The 25943-nt window shown below is 62.6% G+C and carries 18 protein-coding genes; 10 read left to right on the top strand and 8 right to left on the bottom strand.

Features of this window, described 5'->3' with window-relative positions; translation table 11 throughout:
* Positions 1 to 100 precede the first annotated feature (100 nt).
* Entirely contained in the window at positions 101 to 2260 is a 2160-nt protein-coding gene (locus tag ACOVRJ_RS08485; protein ID WP_422043439.1) for a TonB-dependent receptor, read from the top strand.
* Positions 2261 to 2262: 2 nt separating this feature from the next.
* Positions 2263 to 3777: a PepSY domain-containing protein gene (locus ACOVRJ_RS08480; RefSeq protein ID WP_422043438.1), complete on the top strand. Its 1515-nt coding sequence runs from the start codon at positions 2263 to 2265 to the stop codon at positions 3775 to 3777.
* Here ACOVRJ_RS08480 and ACOVRJ_RS08475 read toward each other — a convergent pair.
* Together ACOVRJ_RS08475 and ACOVRJ_RS08470 are read right to left on the bottom strand one after the other, a co-directional pair.
* Complete coding sequence (locus tag ACOVRJ_RS08475) at positions 3764 to 4162, bottom strand: FKBP-type peptidyl-prolyl cis-trans isomerase (protein WP_422043457.1); 399 nt, start codon at positions 4160 to 4162, stop codon at positions 3764 to 3766. The two genes, ACOVRJ_RS08480 and ACOVRJ_RS08475, sit on opposite strands and share 14 nt — an antisense overlap.
* 117 nt (positions 4163 to 4279) lie before the next feature.
* On the bottom strand, positions 4280 to 6358 hold the full coding sequence (locus ACOVRJ_RS08470; protein WP_422043437.1) for an ATP-dependent helicase: 2079 nt from the start codon (positions 6356 to 6358) through the stop codon (positions 4280 to 4282).
* 76 nt (positions 6359 to 6434) lie between these two features.
* Here ACOVRJ_RS08470 and ACOVRJ_RS08465 point away from each other — a divergent pair, with 76 nt between their 5' ends.
* The 3 genes from ACOVRJ_RS08465 (at position 6435) to ACOVRJ_RS08455 (ending at position 12650) form a co-directional block, all read left to right on the top strand.
* Positions 6435 to 7208: a substrate-binding periplasmic protein gene (locus ACOVRJ_RS08465; RefSeq protein WP_422043436.1), complete on the top strand. Its 774-nt coding sequence runs from the start codon at positions 6435 to 6437 to the stop codon at positions 7206 to 7208.
* Positions 7209 to 7279: 71 nt separating this feature from the next.
* Positions 7280 to 11104, top strand: coding sequence for an acyltransferase family protein (locus ACOVRJ_RS08460; protein WP_422043435.1), 3825 nt, complete (start codon positions 7280 to 7282; stop codon positions 11102 to 11104).
* Positions 11097 to 12650: an alkaline phosphatase D family protein gene (locus tag ACOVRJ_RS08455; protein ID WP_422043434.1), complete on the top strand. Its 1554-nt coding sequence runs from the start codon at positions 11097 to 11099 to the stop codon at positions 12648 to 12650. The genes ACOVRJ_RS08460 and ACOVRJ_RS08455 overlap by 8 nt, the downstream gene beginning before the upstream one ends.
* Positions 12651 to 12679: 29 nt before the next feature.
* Here the strand turns inward: ACOVRJ_RS08455 and ACOVRJ_RS08450 are convergent, their stop codons facing one another.
* On the bottom strand, positions 12680 to 14002 hold the full coding sequence (locus ACOVRJ_RS08450) for a hypothetical protein (protein WP_422043433.1): 1323 nt from the start codon (positions 14000 to 14002) through the stop codon (positions 12680 to 12682).
* Positions 14003 to 14179: 177 nt separating this feature from the next.
* Here ACOVRJ_RS08450 and ACOVRJ_RS08445 point away from each other — a divergent pair, with 177 nt between their 5' ends.
* Positions 14180 to 15160 (top strand): AEC family transporter, encoded by a 981-nt coding sequence (locus tag ACOVRJ_RS08445; RefSeq protein ID WP_422043432.1) that lies wholly within the window; start codon positions 14180 to 14182, stop codon positions 15158 to 15160.
* A 39-nt stretch (positions 15161 to 15199) separates the two neighbouring features.
* Entirely contained in the window at positions 15200 to 17662 is a 2463-nt protein-coding gene (locus ACOVRJ_RS08440) for an alpha/beta hydrolase family protein (RefSeq protein ID WP_422043431.1), read from the top strand.
* Positions 17663 to 17678: 16 nt separating this feature from the next.
* Here the strand turns inward: ACOVRJ_RS08440 and ACOVRJ_RS08435 are convergent, their stop codons facing one another.
* Genes ACOVRJ_RS08435 through ACOVRJ_RS08425 form a run of 3 tightly spaced genes read right to left on the bottom strand, consistent with a single transcriptional unit; the run spans position 17679 to position 20666 of the window.
* Positions 17679 to 19478 carry a PAS domain-containing sensor histidine kinase gene (locus ACOVRJ_RS08435; protein WP_422043430.1) on the bottom strand — a complete coding sequence of 600 codons (1800 nt, stop codon included), beginning with the start codon at positions 19476 to 19478 and terminating at the stop codon, positions 17679 to 17681.
* Positions 19479 to 19515: 37 nt separating this feature from the next.
* Positions 19516 to 20280: an HD-GYP domain-containing protein gene (locus ACOVRJ_RS08430; RefSeq protein WP_422043429.1), complete on the bottom strand. Its 765-nt coding sequence runs from the start codon at positions 20278 to 20280 to the stop codon at positions 19516 to 19518.
* Positions 20281 to 20294: 14 nt separating this feature from the next.
* Positions 20295 to 20666: a response regulator transcription factor gene (locus ACOVRJ_RS08425; RefSeq protein ID WP_422043428.1), complete on the bottom strand. Its 372-nt coding sequence runs from the start codon at positions 20664 to 20666 to the stop codon at positions 20295 to 20297.
* A 124-nt stretch (positions 20667 to 20790) separates the two neighbouring features.
* Between ACOVRJ_RS08425 and ACOVRJ_RS08420 the strand changes: the two genes are divergently transcribed.
* Together ACOVRJ_RS08420 and ACOVRJ_RS08415 are read left to right on the top strand one after the other, a co-directional pair.
* Positions 20791 to 21414 carry a response regulator gene (locus ACOVRJ_RS08420; protein ID WP_422043427.1) on the top strand — a complete coding sequence of 208 codons (624 nt, stop codon included), beginning with the start codon at positions 20791 to 20793 and terminating at the stop codon, positions 21412 to 21414.
* Between the two features lie 10 nt (positions 21415 to 21424).
* Positions 21425 to 22156 carry an Hpt domain-containing protein gene (locus ACOVRJ_RS08415; protein WP_422043426.1) on the top strand — a complete coding sequence of 244 codons (732 nt, stop codon included), beginning with the start codon at positions 21425 to 21427 and terminating at the stop codon, positions 22154 to 22156.
* 27 nt (positions 22157 to 22183) lie between these two features.
* On the opposite strand, the gene ACOVRJ_RS08410 is transcribed toward ACOVRJ_RS08415, so the two are convergent.
* Together ACOVRJ_RS08410 and hemE are read right to left on the bottom strand one after the other, a co-directional pair.
* Positions 22184 to 24280, bottom strand: coding sequence for a primosomal protein N' (locus tag ACOVRJ_RS08410; protein ID WP_422043425.1), 2097 nt, complete (start codon positions 24278 to 24280; stop codon positions 22184 to 22186).
* 359 nt (positions 24281 to 24639) lie between these two features.
* Positions 24640 to 25731, bottom strand: coding sequence for a uroporphyrinogen decarboxylase (hemE, locus tag ACOVRJ_RS08405; protein WP_422043424.1), 1092 nt, complete (start codon positions 25729 to 25731; stop codon positions 24640 to 24642).
* 27 nt (positions 25732 to 25758) lie between these two features.
* On the opposite strand from hemE, the gene ACOVRJ_RS08400 reads away from it, so the two are divergent.
* Positions 25759 to 25943, top strand: a 185-nt coding sequence (locus ACOVRJ_RS08400; RefSeq protein WP_422043423.1) for a hypothetical protein, incomplete at its 3' end; no start/stop codon positions are given.

Raw genomic sequence — 25943 nt, 5'->3', positions numbered from 1 at the left:
GAAGCGCTCGACTCCATCTTCCAGAGTCCGAACAAGTCCAAACTTGTCCGGGGTCCACACGCCGGCGACTGACGCCGACTTTTCCCTGCAATAGAGAACCATGAAACTCAGCCCCACACCCTTGGCCTTGGCCGCTCTGGCCCTTTTTTCCTTGAATGCGCGAGCGCAAAGCCAAACCACCCAATTGCAGCCCGTGCAGGTCAGCGGTAATGCCACCGCGACCGGACTGAACCAAGCCGCCGGCAGCAGCTCGCGACTGGGCTTGACGCTGCGCGAAACCCCCGCCAGCGTGACCGTCATCGAACGGTCCGAAATCGAAGCGCGAGGCGCCATCAACACGCAAGAAGCACTTAAGGGCGTACCCGGCGTGACATTTTCCGATCCACCAGGCTCGGCGGGCTCAGTGTCATATCGAGGCTTCGGCTCGGGTTCGCTGTCCCAGCTCTACAACGGCATTAGCGTGCAGTACGACGCAATAGCTGCGCGACCGGTGGACAGTTGGATCGTCGATCGAATCGAGGCAATCGGCGGGGCATCGAGCTTTCTGAATGGCTCGGGGGCAGTTGGAGGCACACTGAATGTCATCACCAAAGCGGCCGACAACAGCGGCGACCTCAGCCGCGTGCGCCTGGCACTGGGTGACCGCCAGCAGCTCTCGGCCAGCCTGCAGCGCGGGCTTGGGGCGGACAAGGGTCAAGTCTTGCGCTTGGAGCTCAACCGCAGCCAGGATGCGCTTTGGACACAGGGCAGCGACCGCGCGGCCTGGCAGATTGCCGCCTCTTGGCTGGCACCTATCACCGCCGGTTTGAGTCACACCTTGGCTGTCGAGCGCCAGCACGAGAAAGTCACGCAGCCGTATTGGGGCACGCCCATGCTACGTGGCGCCGGCGACACGGTGGCCGGGCAAGTGCAGTTCGACAAGGGCACTTTCGGGGTCAACTACAACGTCGTGGACGGCCGCTATCAGCAAGATGTGACCTGGCTGCGCTCCATCCTGGCCTGGCAAATCACTGCCCAAACCCGGCTCAGCAACACCGTCTACCACTACGACGCCCTGCGCGACTACGAGAATCTTGAAACCTACACCTTCAAGAACAATAACAGCCAAGTCGCGCGGTCCAATGTATTGCTGCAGCGACATGACCAGCAGGTCTGGGGCAACCGCATGGAACTCAGCCACGCCGCGCAAATCGGTGGCTTGCAATCTGACTTTGCAGCCGGTTTTGACTGGAGCTACAACCGCCAAACCCGCTTCCCGCTCTCGGTGGCCGGTCCCTTCGGACTGACCAATCCTTATGCGCCGAACGATCTTTACTTCTTCCAACTGCCCGGTGTGACCCCGGGCTTCAAGCCGGGCGCGACCAATCTGCTGCACGGCTTTGCCGCCTTTGCCGAAAACCGCACCGTGCTTGGCGGCGGCTTCGCCCTAGTCACGGCCTTGCGCATGGACCTCATCACGCTGGAGTCGCGCAATCACCGCACCGTGTCGGCCACCAATCCGGCCGTGTTCAATACCGAGTTCAAGCCGCTCACGGGCCGACTAGGCTTGGTCAAGGACTTAAGCGCCAATTGGCAGATTTACGCCCAGACCAGCACCGCCGCCGATCCGCCGTCCGGCCTCTTGGCCACCGCCGGCTTCAGCGCGCTGCGTGACTTCGACCTGACTCGGGGGCGTCAGTTTGAGTTGGGCAGCAAGCTCGGCTTTGACGGCGGGCGTGGCACGGCGACGCTCGCCGTCTATGACATCACCCGAAAAAACCTCTCCATTACCGACCCCAACGACCGTAACAAGCGCATCCCAGTGGGGCAGCAGAGCAGCCAGGGCATCGAGGCCAGCGCCCGCTGGCGCCCGAGCAGTGCCTGGGCCTTCAGCGGCCACCTGAGCCACACACGGGCACGCTACGACAACTTTGTCGAGGCCGCCGGCAGCGCCACGGTTTCGCGTGCTGGCATGACGCCGACCAATGTGCCCGACTGGGTGGCCGGCGCGGCCGTCGATTGGCAGGCCATGCAGGCGCTGAACCTGGGGCTGGATTTGCGCCATGTGGGCAAGCGTTTTGGCAATACCGCCAACACGGTCTGGGACGGCGCCTACCAAGTGCTGGGCCTGAGCGCCAACTGGGCCATCACCCGCCAAGCCAGCTTGCAGGCGCGGGTGGATAACGTCACGGATGAGCGTTACGTCGCCGACCTCAACACCAGCCTGCCCTATCTGGGCGCACCTCGCAGCTATAGCGTGGCGCTGGATTACCGGTTCTGAGCATGAAGCGCTGGCTCTTTTTGCTGCACCGCTGGGCCGGCATTCTGCTGTGTCTGGTGATCGCGGCGTGGTTCCTCTCGGGCATGGTGATGATGTATGTCGGCTACCCCAAGCTGACCCAGGCTGAGCAGATGCAAGGGCTGGCGCCCTTGCCCGCCGCAGGCTGCTGCGTGCCGATCGAGGCGGCACTGCAGGCCGCCGGGCTGAAGGAAGCCAGCCAATGGCGGCTGGCCAGCGTGGCCGGCCAGCCGCGCTACTTCTTCAGTGATGGCCGCAAGCGCGTGGTGACGGTGGACGCACTCAGCGGCCTACCTGTGGAGGCGCTCAGCGAAGCCGATGCGGTGGTGGCGGCTCGCCACTTTGCCGCTGGCGCAAACGCCGTAAGCCTCGGCCCCGTCCATGAAGACGCCTGGACGCACTCGCGCGCGCTGGATGCACACCGCCCCCTTCACCGCGTCGCAGTTGACGACGCCGAACAGCGCTGGCTCTACCTCAGCAGCGCTACCGGCGAAGTGGTGCGCGACGCCAGCTTCACCGAACGCAGCTGGGGCTGGCTGGGCGCTTGGCTGCACTGGCTCTATATGTTCCGCGGCGGCGCACTCAATAGCTGGTGGACCGATATCGTGATCGGACTGTCGCTGGCAGGCACGCTGCTGGGGGCGAGCGGCATGGTGGTCGGCATTTGGCGCTGGCGCTTCAATGGGCGCTACAAAAGCGGCTCGCGCTCACCTTATCGCGGGTGGATGGTGCGCTGGCACCATGTGCTCGGCTTGCTGGGCGGCACCTTGGCGCTGACTTGGATGATCAGCGGCTTGCTGTCGGTCAACCCTTGGAAGGTCTTTGATGCCGAAGGCCCCAAACCTGACCGCCTGGCCTATGCCGGCGGGCCTTTGCAGGCGCAAACAGCGGTGCCCGCCGAGCAAGTGCTGCGGCAATTGGCGGCCGAGGGCTTTGCGCCGCGCCAACTGGAATGGCGGCGAATCGCGGGCGCCAACTATGTCTGGGCTCAGAACGCCAGCGGCACACGCCTTTTGGATGAGCGCGGTCAAGTCTTGCCTGCAGGCATAGAGCCTGCCAAGCTGGTGGAGGCCGCCGCGCGCATGCTGCCCAGTGCCAACATCCAAGCACAGCAATGGCTGCACGCCTACGACGCCCACTACTACGCCCGTGAAGCCCACACCATGACCGGCCAGCGCGAGCGCCCCTTGCCGGCCCTTCGCTTGGTCTTCGATGACCCGCAGGCGCATTGGGTCGTGCTGGATCCGGCCAGTGGCGCTGTGCTGCAAACCAGCAACAGGCTGCAGCGCATCGAGCGCTGGCTGTTTGCCTTCTTACACAGCTTCGATCTGCCGCAACTACTGGCCCTGCGCCCGCTCTGGGACAGCTGGATGCTGAGCTTCAGCCTGATGGGCCTAGGCCTGAGTTTGAGCGGTGTGGTGATGGGCTGGCGGCGGCTGCGCGTTAAGAGCCTTCGCTCCGTGAAGCCTCAACAAGCCCCCGGCGTCAAGGCGATGTGATGCCCAACAGCTCCACCTCAAACACCAAGGGGCTGTTCGGCGGAATCTCACCACCGCCCGCGCCGCGCTCACCATAGGCCAGCGCCGAAGGGCAATGCAGGCGCGCCTTGCCGCCGACCTTCATCAGTTGCACGCCCTCGGTCCAACATTTGATGACGCGATTCAAGGGAAACTCGGCCGGCTGGCCGCGCTTGATGGAGCTGTCGAACTCACGCCCATCCAAGAATCGCCCGACGTAATGCACACGCACCTTGTCGGTCGCCGTGGGGTGCGGGCCGCTGCCCACCGTCAGAGGCTCGAAGCGCAGGCCTGAGGCGGTGGTCAAGGGCTGCGGGGGGGCGCTGGCTGCAAGCGGGCTGGCCGGCTTGGGCGGCGTCGTGGCCATAGCAGCACTGCAAACCATCAAGGCCATAACGGCCAGAAGAGACTTGGTCATCATGTGAGTTCCCGAAAAGCCGCCATCATCGCAGGCGCAAGAACTCAGCAAAACCGCAGGGCCTCCTCACTGCCGGGGCTTGCTGCCATCCGCCGCCTGGGCTGCCGTGGAAGCGGCCCCTTTGGCGGCCAGTGACTCGCGCAGGCGCTTGAGTTTTTCGCGCGGGTCTTCTTTGGTTCCGCCTTCATTCAAACGCATCTCGGTGATGAAGCGACTCGGAATGCCCATCACCAACTCGCGCGACTTCTTGCGGCGGCGCAGCGTGCCCACCGCCAGCGTGGTGCGGGCGCGGGTGATGCCCACATACATGAGGCGACGCTCCTCCTCCAGGCGCTGGGCCGTCATCTCTTCATCATCGGCCTTGAAGGGCAAAAGCCCCTCGTTGACGCTGGCCAGAAACACATGCGGCCACTCCAGGCCCTTGGAGGCATGCAAGGTGGTCAGGGTGACCTGGTCCTGCTCTTCTTCGCGCTCGTTCAGCGAGATGATGACGCTGATGGTTTGCGCCACCTGCAAGACGCTTTGCTTCTCGGCCTCAAAGGTGCTGCCGCCGTCTTGCGTGACCTGACCGCCGCAGCGCTTGGCGACCCAGTCGACAAAGTCCAGCACATTGTTCCAGCGCGCAATCGCCACGTTCTCGTTGTCTTCGCTGCCGAGCAGATGCTCTTCGTAGCCGATGTCTTTGAGCCACTCCAGCAGCAAGGCCTTGGCCGGCTCGCTGCCCTCGGTGTGCTTGGCGCGGAACTCCAAATCAGTGACATAACGCCCAAACTCATGCAGCGAGCCGATGGCCTTGGCGCTCAGCACGGTGGCCAGCGAGTCGGAGAACAGCGCCTCGAACATGCTGCACTTCCACTTGCCTGCGAACTGACTCAAGGCGCCCAGCGTGGTGTGACCAATGCCGCGCTTGGGCGTGGTGATGGCGCGCAAGAAGGCCGGGTCGTCGTCTTGGTTGACCAGCAGGCGCAGCCAGGCGCACAAGTCCTTGATTTCGCTCTTATCGAAGAAGCTCTGGCCGCCCGAGACCTTGTAAGGGATCTCGGCGCGACGAAGCGCTTTTTCAAAAGTACGAGCCTGGTGGTTGGCGCGGTAGAGGATGGCAAAGTCGGCGAACTTCTGCGCCTTGCCCTCGGCGCGCAGGGCCTGGATGCGCGCCACCGCGCGTTCCGCCTCATGCTCTTCGCCGTCCGACTCGACCAGGGCGACCGGGTCGCCATCGCCGTACTCACTCCACAGCTTCTTCTCGAAAATCTTTGGGTTGACCGCGATCACATGGTTGGCGGCGCGCAAGATGGCGCCGGTGGAGCGGTAGTTCTGCTCCAGCGGAATCACCTTGAGCTGCGGATAGTCCACCGGCAGGCGCTTGAGGTTCTCGATGGTGGCGCCGCGCCAGCCGTAAATGCTCTGGTCATCGTCACCCACGGCGGTGAACATGCCGCGTTTGCCGACCAGTTGCTTGAGCAGGTCGTACTGCACCGCATTGGTGTCCTGGTACTCGTCCACCAGCACATAACGCAATTGGTCCTGCCAGCGCCCGCGCGCCTCGGCGTTTTCGGTCAACAAACGCAGCGGCAGGCTGATGAGGTCGTCAAAGTCCACCGCCTGGTAGGCCGCCAGGCGCTCTTGATAACGCTCCATCACGATGGCTGCCGCGCGCTCATGGTCGTCCTTGGCCATCACCAGTGCTTGCTTGGCCGTCAAGCCCTGGTTCTTCCAGAGCGAGATGGTCCACTGATAGGCCTTGGCCTGGTTGGCATCGACGGTGCCGCCGGCATCGCGCAGCACGCCCATCACATCGTCGCTGTCGAGAATCGAGAACTGTTCTTTCAAGCCGACCAGCGGGCCTTCTTGCCGCAGGATGCGCACACCCAGCGAGTGAAAGGTCGAAATCACCAAGTCCTTAGCCGCGCGCGGGCCGATCAGGCTCTTGGCGCGCTCGCGCATTTCCTGCGAGGCCTTGTTGGTGAAGGTGATGGCGCCGATATTCTTGGCCGCATAGCCGGCCTGCAACAGGCGCGCAATCTTTTGCGTGATCACGCTGGTCTTGCCCGAGCCCGCCCCGGCGATCACCAGACAAGGGCCGTCCAGATGATGAACGGCCTGCATTTGGGCGGGATTGAGGGTGGTAGCGGGCTTGGCAGACATGGCAGCGAGACAGGAGGACGGGCGATGATAGCCAATCACGCAACTTGGCAGCCTGCCGCCTCATAATCTGCTCAGCATGCGAATCAAAGCTCTGCCCAGAGAATGGCTTTTTCTGCTTTGTGCCCTGTTCTACGCCCTGCTGAGCGGGGCTACGCAGGCCAGAGAACTGCTAGCCGTCGGTACGCAGTTCCCTCGCATCATTGAATGGGATGCGAAGGGCCAGGCGAACGGTCTGGCCGTTGATTTGCTCACCCGGGCTGCCGCTGAAGAAGGGCACACGGTACGTTTTGAAGCCCTGCCCTGGGCTCGCGCGCAACTGATGGTGGAACTGGGCCAAGCGGATATCTTGATCGGTCCCTACCGAAGTCCAGAAAGACAGGCTCGCTTCTTGTTTTCGCAGCGGGCTTTTTACGAAGACGCCTTGGTGTTTTACGCCAGCCCGGCCAAGGCTGCGCTATGGAACGGCGACTGGAGCCGCTTGAGCGGACGCTCGGTTGGCTTGGTGCTGGGCTGGGCCTACGGCGGCGCCATGGAGCAGGCCCGCAGCACCCTGCTCGTCAGCAACCCGGGCGACGTCGCCACCGGGCTGCGCATGCTGCAGCGCGGCCGCATCGAACTGCTGGCCAGCAATGAACGCAATACCGCGCCGGTGCTGCAAACCATGGGCCTCGCACAGCAGTTTCAGGCCCTGCAGCCGCCCATTGCCATCCAATCCTGCTATTTCGCCTATGCCCGCAATCCGCAAGGCGAGGAACTGCGACAAAAACTGGACCGGAGTTTGGGGACCTTGCAAAGCAGCGGCGTGCTGCGCGAACTGGCGCGGCAATGGGGGGTTAGGATTCCGGACTGAAGCGTCCGCCCAATCGGCGTGATGCGGCTCTTGCCAACCATCCTGCCTCGGCCTGCCCACAAAAGCTCGATATGCATCAAGCCTCCGCTCCTACAGCAAGCTCCGCCCACTTCGAGATGAACGCCAAGCACTTAGGGGGCTGGTCGATCTTCATCTGGGCCAATGCGCTGTTCATCATCTACGGGTCCTTGTTCCCTTTCAATTTCCAAAGCTCGGCTCGCCCCTGGCAAGACCTGCTGCTGGAATGGAACCCCTTTACCAATCAGGCTGACGCCGTTGATAACTTCTTGCTCTTCGTACCACTGGGCCTGGGTCTGTGCGCACGTTTTGCCTCGGCGCAAGGGCGTGCCTGGTCCGGCCTTTTGTCTGTAATGACCCTGGGGGTCGGTCTCCAATACCTGCAACTCGATATCCCGGAGCGCACCGCTTCCTTGGCCGATGTGATTTGGAACACCGTGGGCCTGCTCGGCGGCATGCTGGTGCATCGATTCGCCGGGCCTCAAATTCAGCGCCTTGCGCTTGCTTCAGAGGGGGGGCAAGACAAGTTTGCCATCGTGCTGCTCTTGCTGTGGTTGACCTACGAGTCGTTTCCCTTTGTGCCGACACTGGACATCGGACTTTTGCGCGAACACATCAAGTCGGCGGTCTATGCCCCCCCCTTCGAATTACAAAGGCTGGTTGAGCATTGCATGGCGGCCTTGCTCGGAGGCATGGCCCTGATGCGCTTGCGCCTGCACCCGCGCAATGGACTCACCTTGTTGGCTGCGGGATGTGTCGTGTTGCTTCTCGAAGTCCTCGTGCCCTATGGCGCACTGCGACGCGAAACCATGGTCGGCATTTGCCTGGGGCTGGCACTCAGCCTCAAGGTGGCGCCCTGGAGTCGCAAGCAGCAAGAGTGGCCGCTGTTGGTGCTGGCTTTGCTCATGTACACCTTGACGATACTGACCATTTCACGCGGTCAAGCCGGCGCTGCTGGGTTCACGTTCACCCCCTTCTCGGCCTTGCTGTGGCACTCGGTGACCCGAGAGATTCCGCCATCCGCCTACCAAGCACTTGCCTTGGGCTCTTTGATCTGGGCCGGGTTTTCTTCCAAGGTCGTGCAGAGAAGCCCGAAAGCCTGGCTCTTCTCGGTCTTGCTGCTGATGGTGCTGCTGGAGTTGCTGCGGGTGTTTGTCATGCATGCACAGGGCGATACCAACTCGCTGGCGATCGTTCTGGTCTTGTTTCCCTTTGCGCTGGCGTACAGCAAGGCCGAGCGCTCAGCGGCCCCAACGGCGGGCCGCAGAAGCGGATCCGCTGCATCCACCGCCCAACACAGCCCCGCGCAAGTCAATGACGGAAACAGAATCCTGGAACTGGCTTTCAGCGCGTGCGTTGTCGGCTTCACTGCCTACATTGCCTGGACTGGGCACCAACTGCAAACGCATCCAGCCTGGCTTGCCTACTGGTGCCTGGGCTGTCTTGCGCTTTTGGCTGCACCTCGCCAGGCAGGTCTTGGGCTCTGGGTATTCTTGCTGCTGACCTACTCCACCTCTACAAACGGCACCCAGTACGACATTGCCCTGAAGCTTCGCCTGAGCGACGGCATTGCTCTGCTGAGCCTTGGCGCTTGGTTGCTCTCGCCCAAACAGGCGTTCGATGCAGCTTATGACAGGCTCTTGGCCGTCAAGTTTCTCGCCGCGGCCCTGTTCTTGTGGCTCTTGCTCTGCCTCTTGATTGCACTTTCACAAGGCACGCCCTGGGGGCCCTTCCCACGCCTGGATCCATCCACTTATTTTCAGGCCGCCGTATTCTTCACCTTGGCGGCCCATTGGATGCAAGAAAGACGTCAAGTCCTTGTCATGGCAGCGGTGGCTTGCCTGGCCATCCTTGGCCGCGCCATTTTGCTCGGCAGGGACGGGGTTCATCTTGAGAGCTACACCGCCAGTCTGTTGGTCATGGCGATTCCGCTCGCTGGGCTGGGGGCCTTGTTGGCCCGCAATTCAATGGCCAAACTCGCTTTTGCTGCCACGGGCTTTGCCTTACTCGTCTACTTTGGCTTGACCCAGAATCGCAACGCGGGCGTGGCCGCAGCGGTGATGATCGCCGTGTTCACCATCCAAGCCGTCTTGCGCCTCAAGAATCACAAATGGCGTCTCACTTTCTTGGCTGGTCTACTGGCCGTGTTGGCACTTTTCCTGTCGAGTGCGGATGACTTCGTGGACCGTTTCAGCGTTCTGTGGAATGACCAAGCGAGCCACGCCACCGCTGGACTTGACCAGTCCACCATCCAAGGACGCCTGGCGCTTTGGCATGCGGCATGGGAAATCGCCAAGGACAAACCGCTCTTCGGCGTCGGGCCGGGTAACTTCCCCTACTGGTCTCAGGTTTACAGCGCCGAAGCAGAGTCAGGAGGCGCAAGAAACAGCTATTTGCAAATGGTGGCCGAGGCAGGGTTTATTGGCCTGGGCCTTTACCTGCTGCTGTTTGCCAGTGTGCTGCGCTTGCAGAGTTTGACTCAGTCCAAATTGGCCGGCCAATGGCAGGCGCATGCCGCCTGGATGCTTCAACTGTCGACGATTGCCTATCTGGCCCTGGGCTTGTTCAACAATCGAAACGACTTGGTCTTGGCTTACATGCTGGCGGGCAGTTCTTTGGCCCTCTACGCCAGCAGTTTCAAACGCCACCTCAAAACCGCTGAAAGCCCAGAATCACCCGCCACGCCAGCAAACATGCCGGCCACACCTGCCCAAGCGTACGCGCCTGTCCCACTCAGTGAAAAAATTCCGAGCTTGGACGGGCTTCGTGGTCTTGCCTGTTTGCTTGTATTTGGTGTTCACTTTAACCAAATTGCACAAGTCAAGGCGGAGTTTGGCTATTTCGATCTGAGCCGATTCTTGGAAAACGGCAATATCGGCGTTGCCCTTTTCTTTTCACTCAGCGGCATGCTTCTCAGCCTGCCCTTCTGGCGCGCCAAGCTAACAGGGGCAAACCACCCGGATGTCTCGAACTATTTCATCAACCGAATTGCCAGAATTCTTCCTGCCTACTATGTTTGCCTGCTATCGCTTGCGCTCCTGAATCAGCTTTGGACGAAGGAGCAAGGGATTGCCATTCTCGGCCTGCATTTACTGATGGCACTCAACTTTACCGAATGGTCAATCTTTGCCATCAACCCGCCATTTTGGACCATCGCGGTAGAAATGCAGTTCTATCTGCTGCTACCGCTGGTTTTCTTTGCGTTTAGAAGACTAAGCCCCCAAATCAGCGTGGCTCTGTTTATTGGTATTGGGCTGCTCGGCTATATGCTGACCTATTTCCTGGCAACAAGCCAAAACGCTGTTCCTGAGCAAGCAGCGATCAGCCCGATCCTTCAATACTCCTTATTGGCACATCTACCTCACTTTATTCTGGGTATTCTGGCCGCAAGATTTTTTCTGGCGATCACCGAAAACAATTCTGCAGTAAGGCGTTTTTCAGCTCTCATTTCTTGGTTTTGCCTCATCGCCACACTCCTAGTGATGTCGACCCCTATCGATGAATGGCTAAAGATACCCTACGGACACTACAATCTGCCTTACATCCCCATATTGCTCAGCCTATTGATCTGCACAGCGCCGTTCGCAAAATCGCTGAAATCAATACTTGAGTCCGCGCCTCTGAGAATCCTTGGGCTGCTCTCCTATGGCATATACATCTACCACCTTCCCATACTTAGCTTCACGGCCAAAATTTTCAAAAAAATGGATTACCTTCCGGGCAGCCACGCCGCACTTTTTTTCCTCGCAAGTATCAGCCTCACCATCGTGATCTCTCTCGCATCACTAGTTTTTGTGGAGAGCCCATTCTTGCGATGGAAGAACAAGTTGCAAAAGCGATCTCCGCACCTTCGCCAATCCCCCAACTCTTATGCCTAGTCACTTGCGAACCTCGCAGCGTCGCCATCTGCTGAAAGCCGTTTTGGCCGCCGGCAGTGCCCCTCTTTTCATCCGCCACGCTTTTGCGGCAGACCCGGCCGAGCGCTTCGCCTTGGGCTTGGCCTCGGGCTGCCCGCGGGCGGACGGCTTGGTGCTGTGGACGCGCCTGACCGGCCCTGATTTGCCTACCCAAACCGAGGTGCACTGGGAGATGGCCGAGGACGAGGCCTTCACGCGCATCGCGGCCCGCGGTACTGAGCAAGCCCTACTTGAAGATGCCCATAGCGTGCATGCCGAGCCCAGCGGCCTGAAGCCGGATCGTTGGTACTGGTACCGCTTCACTGCTTTGGGTGCGCGCAGCCAGCTGGGCCGCACCCGTACAGCGCCGGCCGGCGACGCCAAGGTGCAGCAACTGCGCTTTGCCATCGCCTCCTGCCAACGCTGGGACCATGGCCGTTATGCCGCCTGGGCCGATATGGCGAAGCAAGACCTGGATCTGGTGCTCTTCATGGGCGACTACATCTACGAGAACGCCGCCGTCTCCAATGCCTCGGCCAGCGGGCCGTCGCCGCGCGTGCACCAGGGCGGACTGTGCCGCAGCCTGTCCGACTATCGCCAGCGTTATGCCCAGTACAAAAGCGACCCCGCCCTGCAAGCGATGCATGCGCGCGCACCCTGGATCATCATTTGGGATGACCATGAGGTCGACAACGACTGGGCCGGCGATCAGTCACAAGGCCTGGAGGCGGACTTCCCTCAACGCCGCATCGCGGCGGCCAAGGCCTATTGGGAGCACATGCCCTTCACCCAGGCGATGCGCCCGCGCGGGGCCGATCTCCGGCTCTTCAATCGCTTTGATTGGGGTGACTTGGCACGCATCATCACCGTGGATGATCGTCAATGGCGCGACCCTCAGGTCTGCCCCAAGCCGGGTCGCGGCGGCTCCAACACCCAGTCGTTAAAGGAATGCCCGGACTTTTTGGATCCACGCCGCAGCATGCTCGGTGCGGCCCAAGAACTGCGCCTCGCGCAAAGTTGGGACCGCAGTCGCCCCTGGAATTTGCTGGCGCAGCAAACGCTGATGGCTCGCATGAATTGGGAGCCCAACTCAGAGAAGAGTCCGATCTACTGGACGGACGGCTGGGACGGCTATCCCATGGCGCGCCAACGCCTCTTGCGCGATATGCAGGCCGCGCAAGTGCAAAACGCCGTGGTCTTGGGGGGTGATGTCCATGCCCATTACGTGGCGGACTTGAAACTGGACTTTGCCGATCCGGCCAGCCCGGTGCTGGCTACTGAATTCTGTGGCACATCGATCAGCAGCCAGGGCTTGGATCAAGCGCGTGTGGCTGGAGCGATGGGACATAACCCGCATTTTCGCTATGGCCGCAGCGACCAACGCGGCTATATGAGCTTCAAGCTGCAGCCCCAAGGCTTGGATGCCGCCTTGCACAGTGTGCGCGACCCTTGGGATGCAGCCAGCCGGGTCGATGTGTTGGCTCGTTTTGCTGTCGAGGCGGGTCGGCCCGGCGCGCAAGCAGCCTAGTTCATGCCGCGCGTCCCGGTGGTGGGGACTTACCTCACCTCAGGCTCGCTGGCGGCCTTCTCCTGGCCGCGCGACTGGTCTGCGGCTGGGGGCGTGACCTGAGGCTTGGCTGGCTGAGCCACTGTGGCTTTCGGGGCCGGCATCGGCATGGAGGGCGCCGCGGCGGCGGATGTCGTTACGGCCGGTTTGATCGGGGCGGCCGTCTCAAGCTTAGGTCGGTTTGCCACCTTGGCAGGCTCATGGACGGGCGCTGTAGGCGCCTTGACCTCGGTTGGCCCCGCCAGGCGCTGCGCCGAGCTCGAGTCTGGCGATCGCTGCTGCCAGGCCTGCACACCGAACCAAGCCCCAGAAGTCAGACCGGCAAACCCGAGCACCAGCATCACGGTTTGCGCCAAGCGCTTAACGGGATGCACCTTGGGCGGCCAAACGGGGAGTTCCGACTCCTGCGCCATTGCGGTCGAGGTGCTGGGCATGGGCGTCAAGGCCAATGCCGAGTGATTCTCTCCCGCCAGCCAAGCCCGCAGGTCTTCGGCCAAGGCCTCAACGCCGGCATGGCGACGATCCGCACGCGGCGCCACCGCCTTTGCGCAGAGCGCGTCCAGGCTGAACCGCTCCACGGCCGACAAACCCGGCCAGGAGGCCGCTGGAGAGGCGGCCTCCGGATCGGCGCCGAACTGGCTGGGCAAACGGCCATCAATCAAGAGGCACATCAAGGCGCCGACACCATAGACCTCGCTGACCAGACTGGGCGGGTCTCCCGCCAAGGCTTCAGGGCTGGCAAAACCAGGTGCAGAGCCGAGGCCCTGGCCGCGTTCAAAGGGGTCGGCAGGGTCTGGCATGGGCAACAGCCCCATGCCCATCAAGCTGAGAGTTCGGTCGGTGCTGACCCACAGCAGGGCGGGGTCGATCTCGGCCAGCAACCAGCCTTGCTGGTGCGCATAACGCAGGGCGTCACAAAGCGACACGATCAATTGCAAACGCTCGCGCAAGGGCAGCGAAGTGCAGGCGCGGACGATGGGCTGACCCTCCGCCGCGCCAAAAATCATGTAGGGCTGACCATCGTTGGTCACGCCGCTGTCGGTGGGCACCTTGATGACCGGGTGCATCAAATGGCCCAACTCCCCCGCCAAATCGCCAAAGCGCAACATGATGCCGGCCGCCCGCTCGCTGCGCGGCAAAACCAAGACATTGCAGCGCTGATCGGCGGCCAGCGCATGTTTGGCGCTGTACCACTGGCCATTGGGGGTCGCTTCACGGCCATGCAAGGCCGCGCACAAGCGCCAGACGCCCAGGGCTGCGCCTTCGCGCAACAAAGCTTGGGACGCGGGAGGGGGGAGAGCAAGTTCGGGCATGCGCATAGGGTTTATGCCGAGATGGTAGAGGAAGCGCCGCCTTTTCCGCCTCTTGGCAGCCCCCGTAACTCAGGGGTGATGCGGAATCGCTCACGCTCGGCTTTGAATTCTCGGCCCTGCACATGCAATGCAGGCTTTCAGGCGCCAGCAAGCGACGCTTGAGATACTGCGCCGGTCATGCACGCCATCTTCTCCGTCACCCTGCCCTTTTTTGCCCTGGTCTTGTGTGGCTATCTGGCGGCCCAGCGAGGCCTGTTGGCCGAGGCGGCGATCCCCGGTTTGAATGGCTTTGTCTTGTTTTTCGCCCTGCCCTGCATGCTGTTTCGCTTCGGCTTCAACACGCCTTTAACGACCCTGTTGAACCCGCTGGTGCTGGGCATCTATCTGCTCGGCGCCATCGGCATGGTGGCCTTGACCATTGCCCTCACGCGCTCTTCCCGCGTGGGTCTGAAAGACGCAGCCTTTGGCGCGCTGGTGGCGGCCTTCCCCAACACCGGCTTCATGGGCGTGCCCTTATTGGTCGCCTTGTTGGGCGAAGCTGCGGCGGGGCCGGTGATCTGCACCATCTTGATCGACTTGTTCTTCACCAGTTCGCTGTGCATCGCCTTGGCACGCGCCCATGATGCGGGCCCCGGCAATGCTCGGGCAGCAGGGTGGCAGGCCATGCGGGGTGCCCTTTCCAACCCACTGCCTTGGTCGATTGCCGCAGGATTGAGCTTGGCGGCCTTGGGGTGGAGCCTGCCGGCGCCCTTGGCCAGCGTGATCAAGATGCTGGGAGATGCCGCCACGCCGGTGGCCTTGTTCACCATCGGGGCCGTGCTGTGGCGAGCCGGGCAACACGCGCACAGTCGCACGCCAGTGGTCCTTTACCTGCCGGTGGCTTTGCTCAAGTTGATCGTGCACCCCGCACTGGTCTTCTGTATCGGCTGGGCCCTGCAGGCCCTGGGCGCCCCCTTGGGTAGCTTTGAGTTGACGGTGCTGACCCTGGCCGCCGCTTTGCCCAGCGCCAGCAATGTCTCACTGCTGGCGGAACGCTATGGCGCCGACAATGGCCGCGTCGCGCGCATCATTCTTGCGTCCACCATGCTGGCCTTCCTCAGTTTTTCCCTGCTGGCCTGGCGGCTGAGTTCGACACACGGGCCCAACCCGCTGTCCTGATCTGATACGCTTTGCGGCCCTCTGCTTCGTCCCACCACCGTGCCTCACCGCTTCAGTCTCCGCCCCGCCCGAACCCTGCTCGGGCTTGCTGTCGCGTTTTGCGGCCTTGGCCTGCAGGCGGCACCGCAACGCACGGTCTACCAAGAACCCAGCAAGACGGTGCGAGAAGTGCTGGACGCCCCAGCCTTGCCCAGACACCAGATCTCGCCGGACCGGCAGACTCTGGCGCTGGTGGAAACACGCCGCTTCAACAGCCTCGCCGAGCTGGCGCGCCCGACCCGCAAGCTCGCCGGACTTCGTTTCGATGAGGCCACCGGCCAGCCCAGCCAAACCCCGGCGATCCAGAGCTTGCGTTTGCGCCCGCTCTTGGATCCCAAAGCCCCCGAACGCGTCTTCGACCTGGCCCGGCTCAACCAACAAGACAAGGGCTGGTTTCACAGCTTCAGTTGGTCGCCCGATGGGCAGCGCTTCTTGCTGGAGCGGCGCGGCGACAAGATCAATGAACTCTGGGTGGGCTCGACCGATAGCACGGAGCTTCGCCGCGTCGGCGGCTTGCGTCTGAACAATGCGCTCAGCCAGGGGGAAATGGCCTGGCTCAGTCCGCACGAGTTGGTGTTGCTGGCGGTGCCAGACAAGCGGGGGCGCGCGCCACGGGAGCCGCTGGTCCCGGCCTCGCCGGTGGTGCGAGAAAGCAGCGGCCGCGCTTCGCCGGAACGCACCTACGCCGACTTGCTCAGCTCACCCCACGACGAGAATTTGTTGGACCATCACGGCCTGTCGCAACTGACCCGGGTGAACCTGCAAACACTGCGAACACAGAAGCTGGGCGCGCCGGCCCTGTTCTTCAGCGTCGCCAGCATCGGTGACGACGAGACATTGCTGACCGAGCGCATCACCCGCCCCTTCAGTTACAGCCTGACCTGGGACGATTTCCCCCAGGTCGTCGAGGTGCGGCGGGCCGATGGCTCGGTGCTCCGCGAGGTGGCGCGCCTGCCGCTCAAGCGCGGCGTGGCGATCAACGGCGTGCTGGCCGGACCGCGCGTGTTCTATGCCTCCCCAAACCGCGATGGCGCGGTGTTCTGGGTCGAGGCCCTGGACGGTGGCAACCCGAACCAACGGGCGCCGCACCGCGACCGTCTGATGCGTTTGGATCCGCCTTACACCGGGGAAGCGCAAGAGCTGCTGCGCATTCCCTTTCGTTTCAGCGGCATGCGCTTCCTCGATGATGGCCAGCACGCTTTGCTGAGCGAAGAAGACCCGCTGCGCGCCATCACCCGCAGCTACTTGCTGACCTTGCGCGGCGGCAATGTCAGTGTCTTGTTTGAGCATGCGCTGCGCGAGCGCTACCGCCACCCCGGCACGCCTTTGATGCGGACCGAATCAAGGCGAGGGCGAGCGCTGGCCCAAACCCAGGGCGGCGGGCTGCTGATGTTGGGGCAAGGGGCCAGCCCCAAAGGGGATCGCCCCTTCTTGGACAGGGTTTCGCTGCGGGATGGCAATGCGCAACGCCTGTTCCAGTCCAGTGACAAAGTCTATGAACAGCCGGTGGACCTGCTGAATGGTCAGTTACTGACGCTGCAGGAAAGCACCCACAGTGCGCCCAGCCTTCATCTCCACCCGCTGGCCGCAACTGCAAATAGCGCCGGCGGTGCCGGTTTGAGCCTGACACGTCCGCCCGCAACACCGCCGGTCCTGCGCAAGATTCGCCGCGAGTTGGTGCAGTTCAAACGCGGGGACGGGGTGGAGATGTCCTTCTGGATGTATCTGCCGCCGGACTACAAGGAAGGCGAGGCTCGACCGACCTTGGTTTGGGCCTACCCGCTGGAGTTCCATGACGCGGCCCTGGCCGGCCAGGTCAGCGGCTCGCCGAACCGCTTCGCCAATTTCAGCGGCATCAGCCCGGTACTGCTGGCCTTGGAGGGCTATGTGGTGCTGAACGACGCCACCATGCCTATCGTCGGGGATGCAAAAACCGTCAATGACGAGTTTGTCGAGCAGATCACCATGAGCGCGCGCGCCATCATCGACAAGGCCGAAGAGCTGGGCGTCAGCGACCCCAAGCGCATGGCCATAGGCGGCCACAGCTACGGTGCTTTCATGACGGTCAATCTGCTCGCCCACACCGATTTGTTCAAGGTTGGCATTGCCCGCAGCGGCGCTTACAACCGCACGCTCACGCCCTTCGGCTTCCAAAGCGAACGCCGCTCCCTCTGGGATGCCCGGGACACGTATCTCAAGCTTTCGCCCTTCTTGTATGCCAATCAACTCAAGGAGCCGCTGCTGCTGATCCATGGCGAAGCGGATAACCGCTCCGGCACACCGGCCATGCAGAGCGAACGGCTTTACCAAGCCTTGGTTGGCACCGGTGGCACAGCGCGTTATGTTTCCCTGCCTCTCGAAGCTCATGGCTACACGGCCCGCGAATCGGTCGGTCATGTGCAATGGGAAATGCGCCAATGGCTTCGCCACCACCTCGGCGACCCCAAGGCGGCAGGCCGCTGAGTTCGCTGCGCTGAACTCAGAGCAGCGAACTCAGCTGGGTGTCCCCCGCTTGGCGCTGCGGCAATAGGAGGTGGAAGGTCGCCCCTCCGCCGCTGCGGTTCTCCGCATAGATGCGACCCTTGTGCACCTCGACGATCTTGCGGCAAATGGCCAGCCCCAGGCCGGTGCCGCCCGAACCATCCTTGGTTTGGCTGGATTGCACAAAGGCATCGAAGATCTGATCTGTTTCGCCCGCAGGAATGCCTGGACCCCGGTCGGAGACGCTGATGCGGATCTCGCCCGGTTCGTTCGCGCCTGCCACCACATCGATGACCGCCGCGTCTGGTGAGAACTTGATCGCATTGGCCAGCACATTGCGGATCACCTGCTGGAAGCGCAAGGGGTCCACCTTGGCGAACAGCGGCTGCATCGGCATGCGCGTGGACAGGCGCAAGCTTCTGCGCGACATCAAGGGCTCCAACTCCTGCAGCACCGCCTGCACCAAGCCGCGCAGATCGCAAGTCTCAAGATCGAAAGTACCGACCGAGCTCTCGATCTTGGACACGTCCAGCAAATCGTTGACCAAGGCCAACATGCGTTGTCCGGCGGCATGAACATCGCCAAACATGCCGGCCAACTTGGGGTCGGCGCGCGCACGCACCAGGCCCAGTTCGGAGAAGCCCAGAATCGCCTGCAAGGGGGTGCGCAACTCATGGCTGATATTGGCAATGAACTCGGACTTGGCGCGTGAGGCCTCCTGGGCTTCATCGCGAGCCAGCCGCGTCGCCCGCTCGGCCGCGCGGAAATCGGTGACATCCATCAAGGTGCACAAGATGCCCGCCGCGCCGCCGGCCTGATCGGGTACCAACACCTTGGTGATCAGCATGTCGCGGCGCACCCCATCATGGCGCAGCAACTGCGTTTCATAGCTGAGGCGGCCGCCATGACGCAGCAGATGCGCGTCTTGCTCGGCATGCAAAGTTTGTTCCTCTTTCGGCAAGGTCAGGCCGACTCGGCAGCCTGCCACCTGCGAGAGCCTGAGCCCCATGAATTCTTCCCAGGCGTGATTGACGGTGACGTAGCGCCGCTGGGCATCGAACATCGAGACGGGCAGCGGACTGATTTCCTGCAGCAAGGCCGAGAAGGCCAACTGCTGCTGCAACTGCCGCTGCGCTTCAAAACGCTCGCTGACATCGACGGCGCTGCCCGCAAAGCCCGACAAGGTTCCAGCTTCATAGACAGGCAGCAGCGCCAATTCGTAGCGATACAGGCGACCGTCGGCGGCTTTCAAGGACACCTCCATCTTTCGCTCCAAGCCCAAGGCGCCGCTAACGTCACCAACGGGCTCGGGGCTCAGCAAGGCCTGCACCTGAGCCTGATCTCCTGAGGCCACTAGATCCACCAAACGCTTGCCCACGAAGTGGTCCAGTTGTTGCGAGCTAAGGCGTGACCACCGGGCATTGACATCGATCAGCACGCCCGCCGCGTCGACCCGAAAAACCAGCGCATGCAAACTGCGCAGCAGGGCGCGCTGTTCTTGCTCTCGTTGGGCCAAACGCCGGTGAGCGGCATCCAAGGCTTGTTGGACGCGCTGATCCGGGCGGTGGGCCAAGGTCACCAGTGTCAACCAGGACATCAAGAGACCGCCTTGCGCCCAAGGTCTGGTCGTCGCCAGACTCAGGTCTGGAAGCAGCGTCAAGATGGTTTGCGGCGCCAACAGCAAGAGCAAGGCAAGCCCACCCACAAGCAAGGCCGCCGCCCAAACCGCGGGGCGAAAAAGGCCCTGCGCAGCCGGGTCAACCGGCCACAAGGTGTCAGCGGGAATGGCGGTCTTCATGTCATCAAGCCCTGTTGAATCGATGCTCGAAACTGGGTCAATCTGTGGCGTCGACCAGCGACTCAAAGCTCGGCGGCTCGCGGTTGATGCGCTCGCGCAAGTCGATCAGCGCATCCACATGCTCGACCATCAGGTCGACCAGCATGGGATCGAAGGCCAGCCCCCGCTGGTCCTTCAGCATCTGCAGCGCGACGTCGTCGGCGAGCGCCGGCCGGTAGCAACGGTCCATGGTCAAGGCATCGAAGTAGTCGACCACGCCGACAATGCGGCCGCACAAGGGAATCGCCTCGCCCGCCAAACCCACCGGATATCCGCTGCCATCCCAGCGTTCATGGTGGGTCATGGCCACCTCAGCGGCCATCTTGAACAAAGGGACCCGCGAGCGCCCCAGAATCTGCGCCCCGATCAAGGGGTGCTGGTTCATCACCTGGCGCTCCTGCGGCGTGTAGGCTCCGGGCTTCTTCAGCACCGCATCGGGCACCCCGATCTTGCCAATGTCATGCATCGGCGCAGCGCGGCGCAACATCTGCGCATAGCTGCGCGACTGACCGGCCAACAAGGCCACGGCCTCCGCCATGAAGCCGATACGCATGATGTGAACACCGGTGTCATCGTCTCGAAACTCGGCCGCCATCGACAGGCGCAGCAGCGCATCGTGGTGCGCACGAGCCACCTCTCTCAAGGCCTGGTTGCGCTCCTGATACAGACGTCCCAGATCGGCAATGATGCACTCCATCTGGGCGGTGGCGGCTTCATCGAAAACTTTGCTGCCGCTGGCGGCGGGAAGGGTGTCGCTGAACATGATGCCTCCAACCCTCACTCGGCCAGCCACAGCTGAGACAAGCTGTCGATCAATTGCAGCGGACTGAAAGGCTTGACCAGGTAGGTGTCGGCGCCGGCAAGATGACCCGCCTCACGATCGCGCGCTTGGCCGCGCGCGCTGACCACCATCACATGAATGCTGCGCAGCTCCGGGTCGGCCTTGATGCGCCGGCACAGCTCCAGCCCGTCCACCGCGCCCGGCATCATCACATCGGTCAACAAGAAGTCCGGCCTCACCTCGCGAGCGATGCGCAAGGCCGACTCGCCATCGGCCGCCTCGTGGATCTCGTAATCCTCAAACTCCAAGGTCATCCGGATGAGACGCCGGATGTCGGCATGGTCGTCGACCAGCAAGATCTTTTTCATCATCATCTCCTGCAAAGACTGAATGTGTAGCAAAGATATCATTTTCATCAGTTTGAAGTGACGCTTTCGATGAAGTACAGCGGTGATAATCGGCAAAACCGCACAAGACCTCCGCCAGGATTCGATGAAAGACCCGCAGCATCAAGACGACTACAGCACCTTGGAGGTGGCGCGACGCCTGGGCATGGCCGTGCGCTCCATCCAACTGATGGTGGATCGGGGGGAGCTCTCCGCATGGAAGACGCCGGGCGGACATCGGCGCATCGACAAACAATCGGTCGAAGCCTGGCTTGAGCGGCGCGCCGGCAGCGCCGCCATGCCGCTCAACGAATCCAACCCGCCGGAACCGCAAACCCCGGAAACCAGATCAGCCAAGCAGCGCGTGCTGCTGATCGAGGATTCCGTGCACTTTCAAAAACTGGTGGCCATGCTGATTGAGCAGCAATTCCCCAACTTGGAACTGCATATCGCCAGCGACGGGATCGTCGGCCTGGCCATGTTTGGTCAATTGCAACCCGAGCTCTTGATCGTCGACATCTTGTTGCCCGGCATTGATGGCCCGACGCTGATCACCAGCTTGCGCTCCCAGCCTCAGTTCGCCCGCAGCCGTTTGATCGTGTTGACCTCGCTGGACGAAGCACAGCGTGCGCCCTACGCCTTCGCCTTGGGCGGCGTCACGGTGGTGCACAAGCCACGCCTGGTGATGGACTTGCCGCCCCTGCTCAGGGAACTGGCCGACAAGCGCTGAGGCCTGCATCATGAGACCACGACTGCTCCTGCTGGACGACAACCTGGCTTGGCAACAGTTCGTGACCCAGGCCTTGGCCAGCCGGCCTTTGGACTTGCAGATCTGCCACTCGGTGCGCAGCGCCCTCGCTTTGCTCACCGAAGCCCCGGTGAATCTGCTGATCACGGACCTGGGCTCCCCCATCAGCTGCAATCACGAGTTATTGAAGGCACTGCAAGCCCAGCCCCAACCGGGCGCCAGCGCGGGGCTGCTGGTCTGCAGCGAAGCTGAGCCAGAGATGCTGGCGCAAACAATGGCGGGATGGGCCTCGTGGCGTTTCATGCGCAAGTCTTGTTCGCCGGCGCAGTTACAGGCTTGCGTGCAGGAGGTATTGACCGATGCCGGGCAGCGACAGGCTCTGGCCCATCATTTCGGCGGCAACACCGCGCTTTACCAATCGTTTCTTCAGTCCTGTCAGGCGCAGTTTCCAGCCGACTTGGTCACAGGGGACCAGGCTTGCGAGCGACAGGACGGGCCGGCGCTGCACCACTTGGCACACAGCCTGAAAAGCGTCCTGCTGATTCTGGGCTTCTGGGCCGCCGGCGAGAAGGCCGCGGACTTGGAACTGCTGCTGGCGCAAGGCCTGGAACAAGGTCAGCCCTGGCCCGGGGAGGCTACCTCGGCCTGGGCCGAACTGCGCGCCCACTTGCTCGGCTGCGCCATCGTCGCCTGGCCTCAAGAAGGGCCGAACTCCCCCTCTTAGCTGGACAGCACTTGCAGGCCACTGTCGCTAAATCGCCAGCGGGTCCACATCCACCGCCCAGCGCAGCAGACCCTTGTGCTCGCGCTTCAACGCATGCAGCTCGGGCAGCCAATGCCACAGAAGTCGCTGCAAAGCGCCGCGGCTGCTGGCCTCGACCAGCATCTGCATGCGTTCGACGTTAGCCACCCGAGCCACACTCATCGGGATGCTGGGGTAGACCAGCACCTGATCGGCCTCGGGCAGGCTGCGCGCCCAGCGCGAGGCGGCCTCCAGAAAGCCCTTGGCCGCTTCGGCCGTGCGCCCTTCCGCGCGCAGCAAGGCCAGATGCGCAAACGGTGGCAGGCCGGCCGACTCGCGCTCGGCCAACTGGCTTTTGGCAAAGGCCTCAAAGTCATGCAGGGCCAGCGCTTTGTAGAGCGCATGCTCGGGGTGCCAGGTCTGCACCCACATTTCGCTGCGGGCGGCCTGTTCGGCGTCGCGCCCGGCGCGGCCGCCGGCTTGCATCAAGAGCGCGAAAAGCCGCTCGGGCGCACGGAAGTCGCTGCTGAACAAGGCGCCGTCTGGGTTGACCGCCGCCACCAGGGTGATGCGGCGGAAGTCGTGGCCCTTGGTGATCATTTGCGTGCCGACGACGATGTCCACCTCGCCGCTGTGCACCGCTTGCAGCTGCGCTTCCAGCTCACCCTTGAGCTTGGTCGAATCGGCATCGATGCGCAGCACGCGGGCGCCCGGCAGTTGTTCTTGCAACTGCTCTTCCAGGCGTTCGGTGCCGCGCCCCAGCGGCGCAATGTCTTGGTTGCCGCAGGTGGGGCATTCGCTGGGCACCCGCTGGGTAAAGCCGCAGTGGTGGCAGCGCAGCGTGCGGTCGCCCTTGTGGAAAACACGCCAGGCACTGCAATGCGGGCAATCGCTTTTCCAATTGCATTCAGCGCAGTGCAAGACCGGCGCATAGCCGCGCCGGTTCAGGAAGATCAGGCTTTGCTCGCCGCGCTCCAGCCGTTTGCGCAAGGCCTCCAGCAGCGGCATGGTCAGGGCCGTGGTCACGCCCTTGGTGAGCGGCAAGGTCTTCATGTCGAACAAGCGCACGCGCGGCATGGCGCCGCCGCCGATGCGCTCCGGCAGAGCCAAGCGCTTGTAGCGGCCCTCATTGGCTCTTTGCCAGCTTTCCAGGGATGGCGTGGCCGAGCCAAGAATCACCGGGATCTTCAGCTGATGCGCCCGGTAGACCGCCAGATCACGGGCCGAATAACGCGCGCCATCTTGCTGTTTGTAGGAGGGGTCATGTTCTTCATCGACCACGATCAGGCCCAAGCGCGGCATCGAAGCAAACACCGCCAGCCGCGTGCCCAGCACCAACTCCGCTTGGCCCGCATGGGCGGCCAACCAATGACGCAGGCGCTGCGCCGGGGTCAGGCCGCTGTGCAGCGACACAATCGCGCGGCCGACAAAGCGCTCGGCAAAGCGGGCTTCCAGCTGCGGGGTCAGGTTGATTTCGGGCACCAGCACCAAGACCTGCTTGCCCTGGCTGAGCGCATGCTCAGCGGCGCGCAGATAAACCTCGGTCTTGCCGCTGCCGGTCACGCCGTACAGCAGCAAGGGCGGCGGCGCCTCGGCACGGCCCAGCAAGGCGTCCAACTGGCCCAAGACCTCGGCCTGGGCGGGGCTGAGTTCGGGTTTGACGGGCGCGCTGCTGGCGTCGGCTGTTGCGGCCTTGGCTTGCTCGGCCGCCCATTTGTCCAGCTTTTTCAGCCGCATCTTCAGCTGCGCGGCGTCCAGCTCGCGCAGCTGCGGCGGCAAGACCGACAGCGCCAGCTCGCCAATGCTGCGCTGGTAATAGCTGGCCGCAAATTCGAGCAAGCTGCACCAGGCCGGGCTCAGGGGAGGAATACCGTCCAGGCTGCCCAGAATGGGGCGCAAGGCGGCAAGGTCACTGTCTTGATCCGACTCACCCGGCCAGACGATACCCATCAACTCACGCCGCCCCAGCGGCACCCGCACCAAGCTGCCGGGCGGCAGCGCCTGCTCACTCAAATAGTCCAAAGGCCCGCTGATGCCGCTGTGCTGCGGGGCATCCACAGCCACGCGAATTCGCAGCGCCGCGCTGGGCGGCGTAGGCTCATTCATGCCTGCCACCGGCTGTTCAGATCAGGTATCAAATGAGCTTTAACGCTTAAGTGCATGATTTGAAAGGACTCTCAAACTTGCTCACAAATTCTGTGGATAACTTTGTGGGGAAAGTTCTAAGAGTGTGGCGGGTGTGCCGCTGTCGCCCAAGACGCTGATCCACGACGATTTGCTGACCACTGAGGGAGCCTTCATATAAATCAAGCACTTAGCCCGCAATCGGGAAAACGAGAACATGCGCTGCAATATGTAAATAGCCCCAGTCTCGCTGCCAAGTTTCTGGGGATAAGTCTCTACCCTAAGTGCTTACTTCACGTTTTGCCGGCTTTTCTCTAAGCGCCCCGGCCCAGCACTTGACTTCAAAGCCCGGCGCGCAGTCGCCGCGAATGGGCGTGCACTTCGTCCACCAAGGCCGTCACATGCTCGGGCGGGGTGAATTGGCTGATGCCATGTCCCAAATTGAACACATGGCCGTCCCAGCCGCCGTCGGCGCGCTGCGGATTGCCAAAGCTGTCCAACACCGAGCGCACCTGCTCGCGGATGGCGTCCGGCGGCGCGAACAGCACATTCGGGTCCAGATTGCCTTGCAGGGCCACGCGGCTGCCGACCTGGGCGCGAGCGCGGCCGAGGTTGGCCGTCCAGTCCAGGCCCACCACATCGGCACCGGCATCGGCAATCTCATCCAGCCAGAGCGCGCCGCCCTTGGTGAACAGGATGCGCGGGATGCGCTGACCTTCATGCTCGGTCTTGACCTGGGCCAGCACGCGGCGCGAGTAGTCAAGGCTGAAGCGTTGGAACATGCCGTCGGCCAGCACGCCACCCCAGCTGTCGAACAACATCACGGCCTGAGCGCCGGCTTCGATCTGGGCGTTCAGGTACTGGGCCACTGAATCTGCATTGATTTGCAAGATACGGTGCATCAGATCGGGACGCGCATACATCAGGCTCTTGACCTGACGGTAGTCGTCCGAGCCGCCGCCCTCGACCATATAGCAGGCCAGAGTCCAGGGGCTGCCGGAAAAACCGATCAGCGGCACGCGGCCGTTCAGGGCCTTGCGGATGGAGCTGACGGCGTCGAAAACATAACGCAGCTTGTCCATGTCTGGCACGGCCAGTTCATTGACGGCGGCCTCGTCGCGCACGACCTTGGCGAACTTCGGGCCTTCGCCGATCTGGAAGGACAAGCCCAAACCCATGGCGTCGGGCACGGTCAAGATATCGCTGAACAAAATGGCGGCGTCGAGCTTGTAGCGCTCCAGCGGCTGCAGCGTCACCTCGGTGGCGTAGTCGCGGTTGGTGGCCAGGCCCATGAAACTGCCGGCCTTGGCGCGGGTGTCGCGGTACTCGGGCAGGTAGCGGCCGGCTTGGCGCATCAGCCAGACGGGGGTGTAGTCAGTGGGCTGGCGCAGGCAGGCGCGCAGAAAGGTGTCGTTTTGGAGTGGAGCGTTCATGGACGTGATTATCGACGCCGAAAGTGCATGACAGGCCGCGAGCGGCGCTGCGATACTCCGCGCGGACTTGATTCCGATCAGCCGGGCCTCATATTCCGTCTGCTCCCAAAATTCTCAGGAGGTTTTCACATGTCATCGATTCTGAAGCGCGGCGCCCTGGCAGCCACTGTTTTGACGGCCACGCTAACGCTCTCCGGCTGCGGCTACAACCA

This window comes from Roseateles sp. (assembly GCF_049240545.1).
Taxonomy (GTDB): domain Bacteria; phylum Pseudomonadota; class Gammaproteobacteria; order Burkholderiales; family Burkholderiaceae_C; genus Paucibacter_A.
This window is presented reverse-complemented; position numbering and strand designations above follow the sequence as displayed.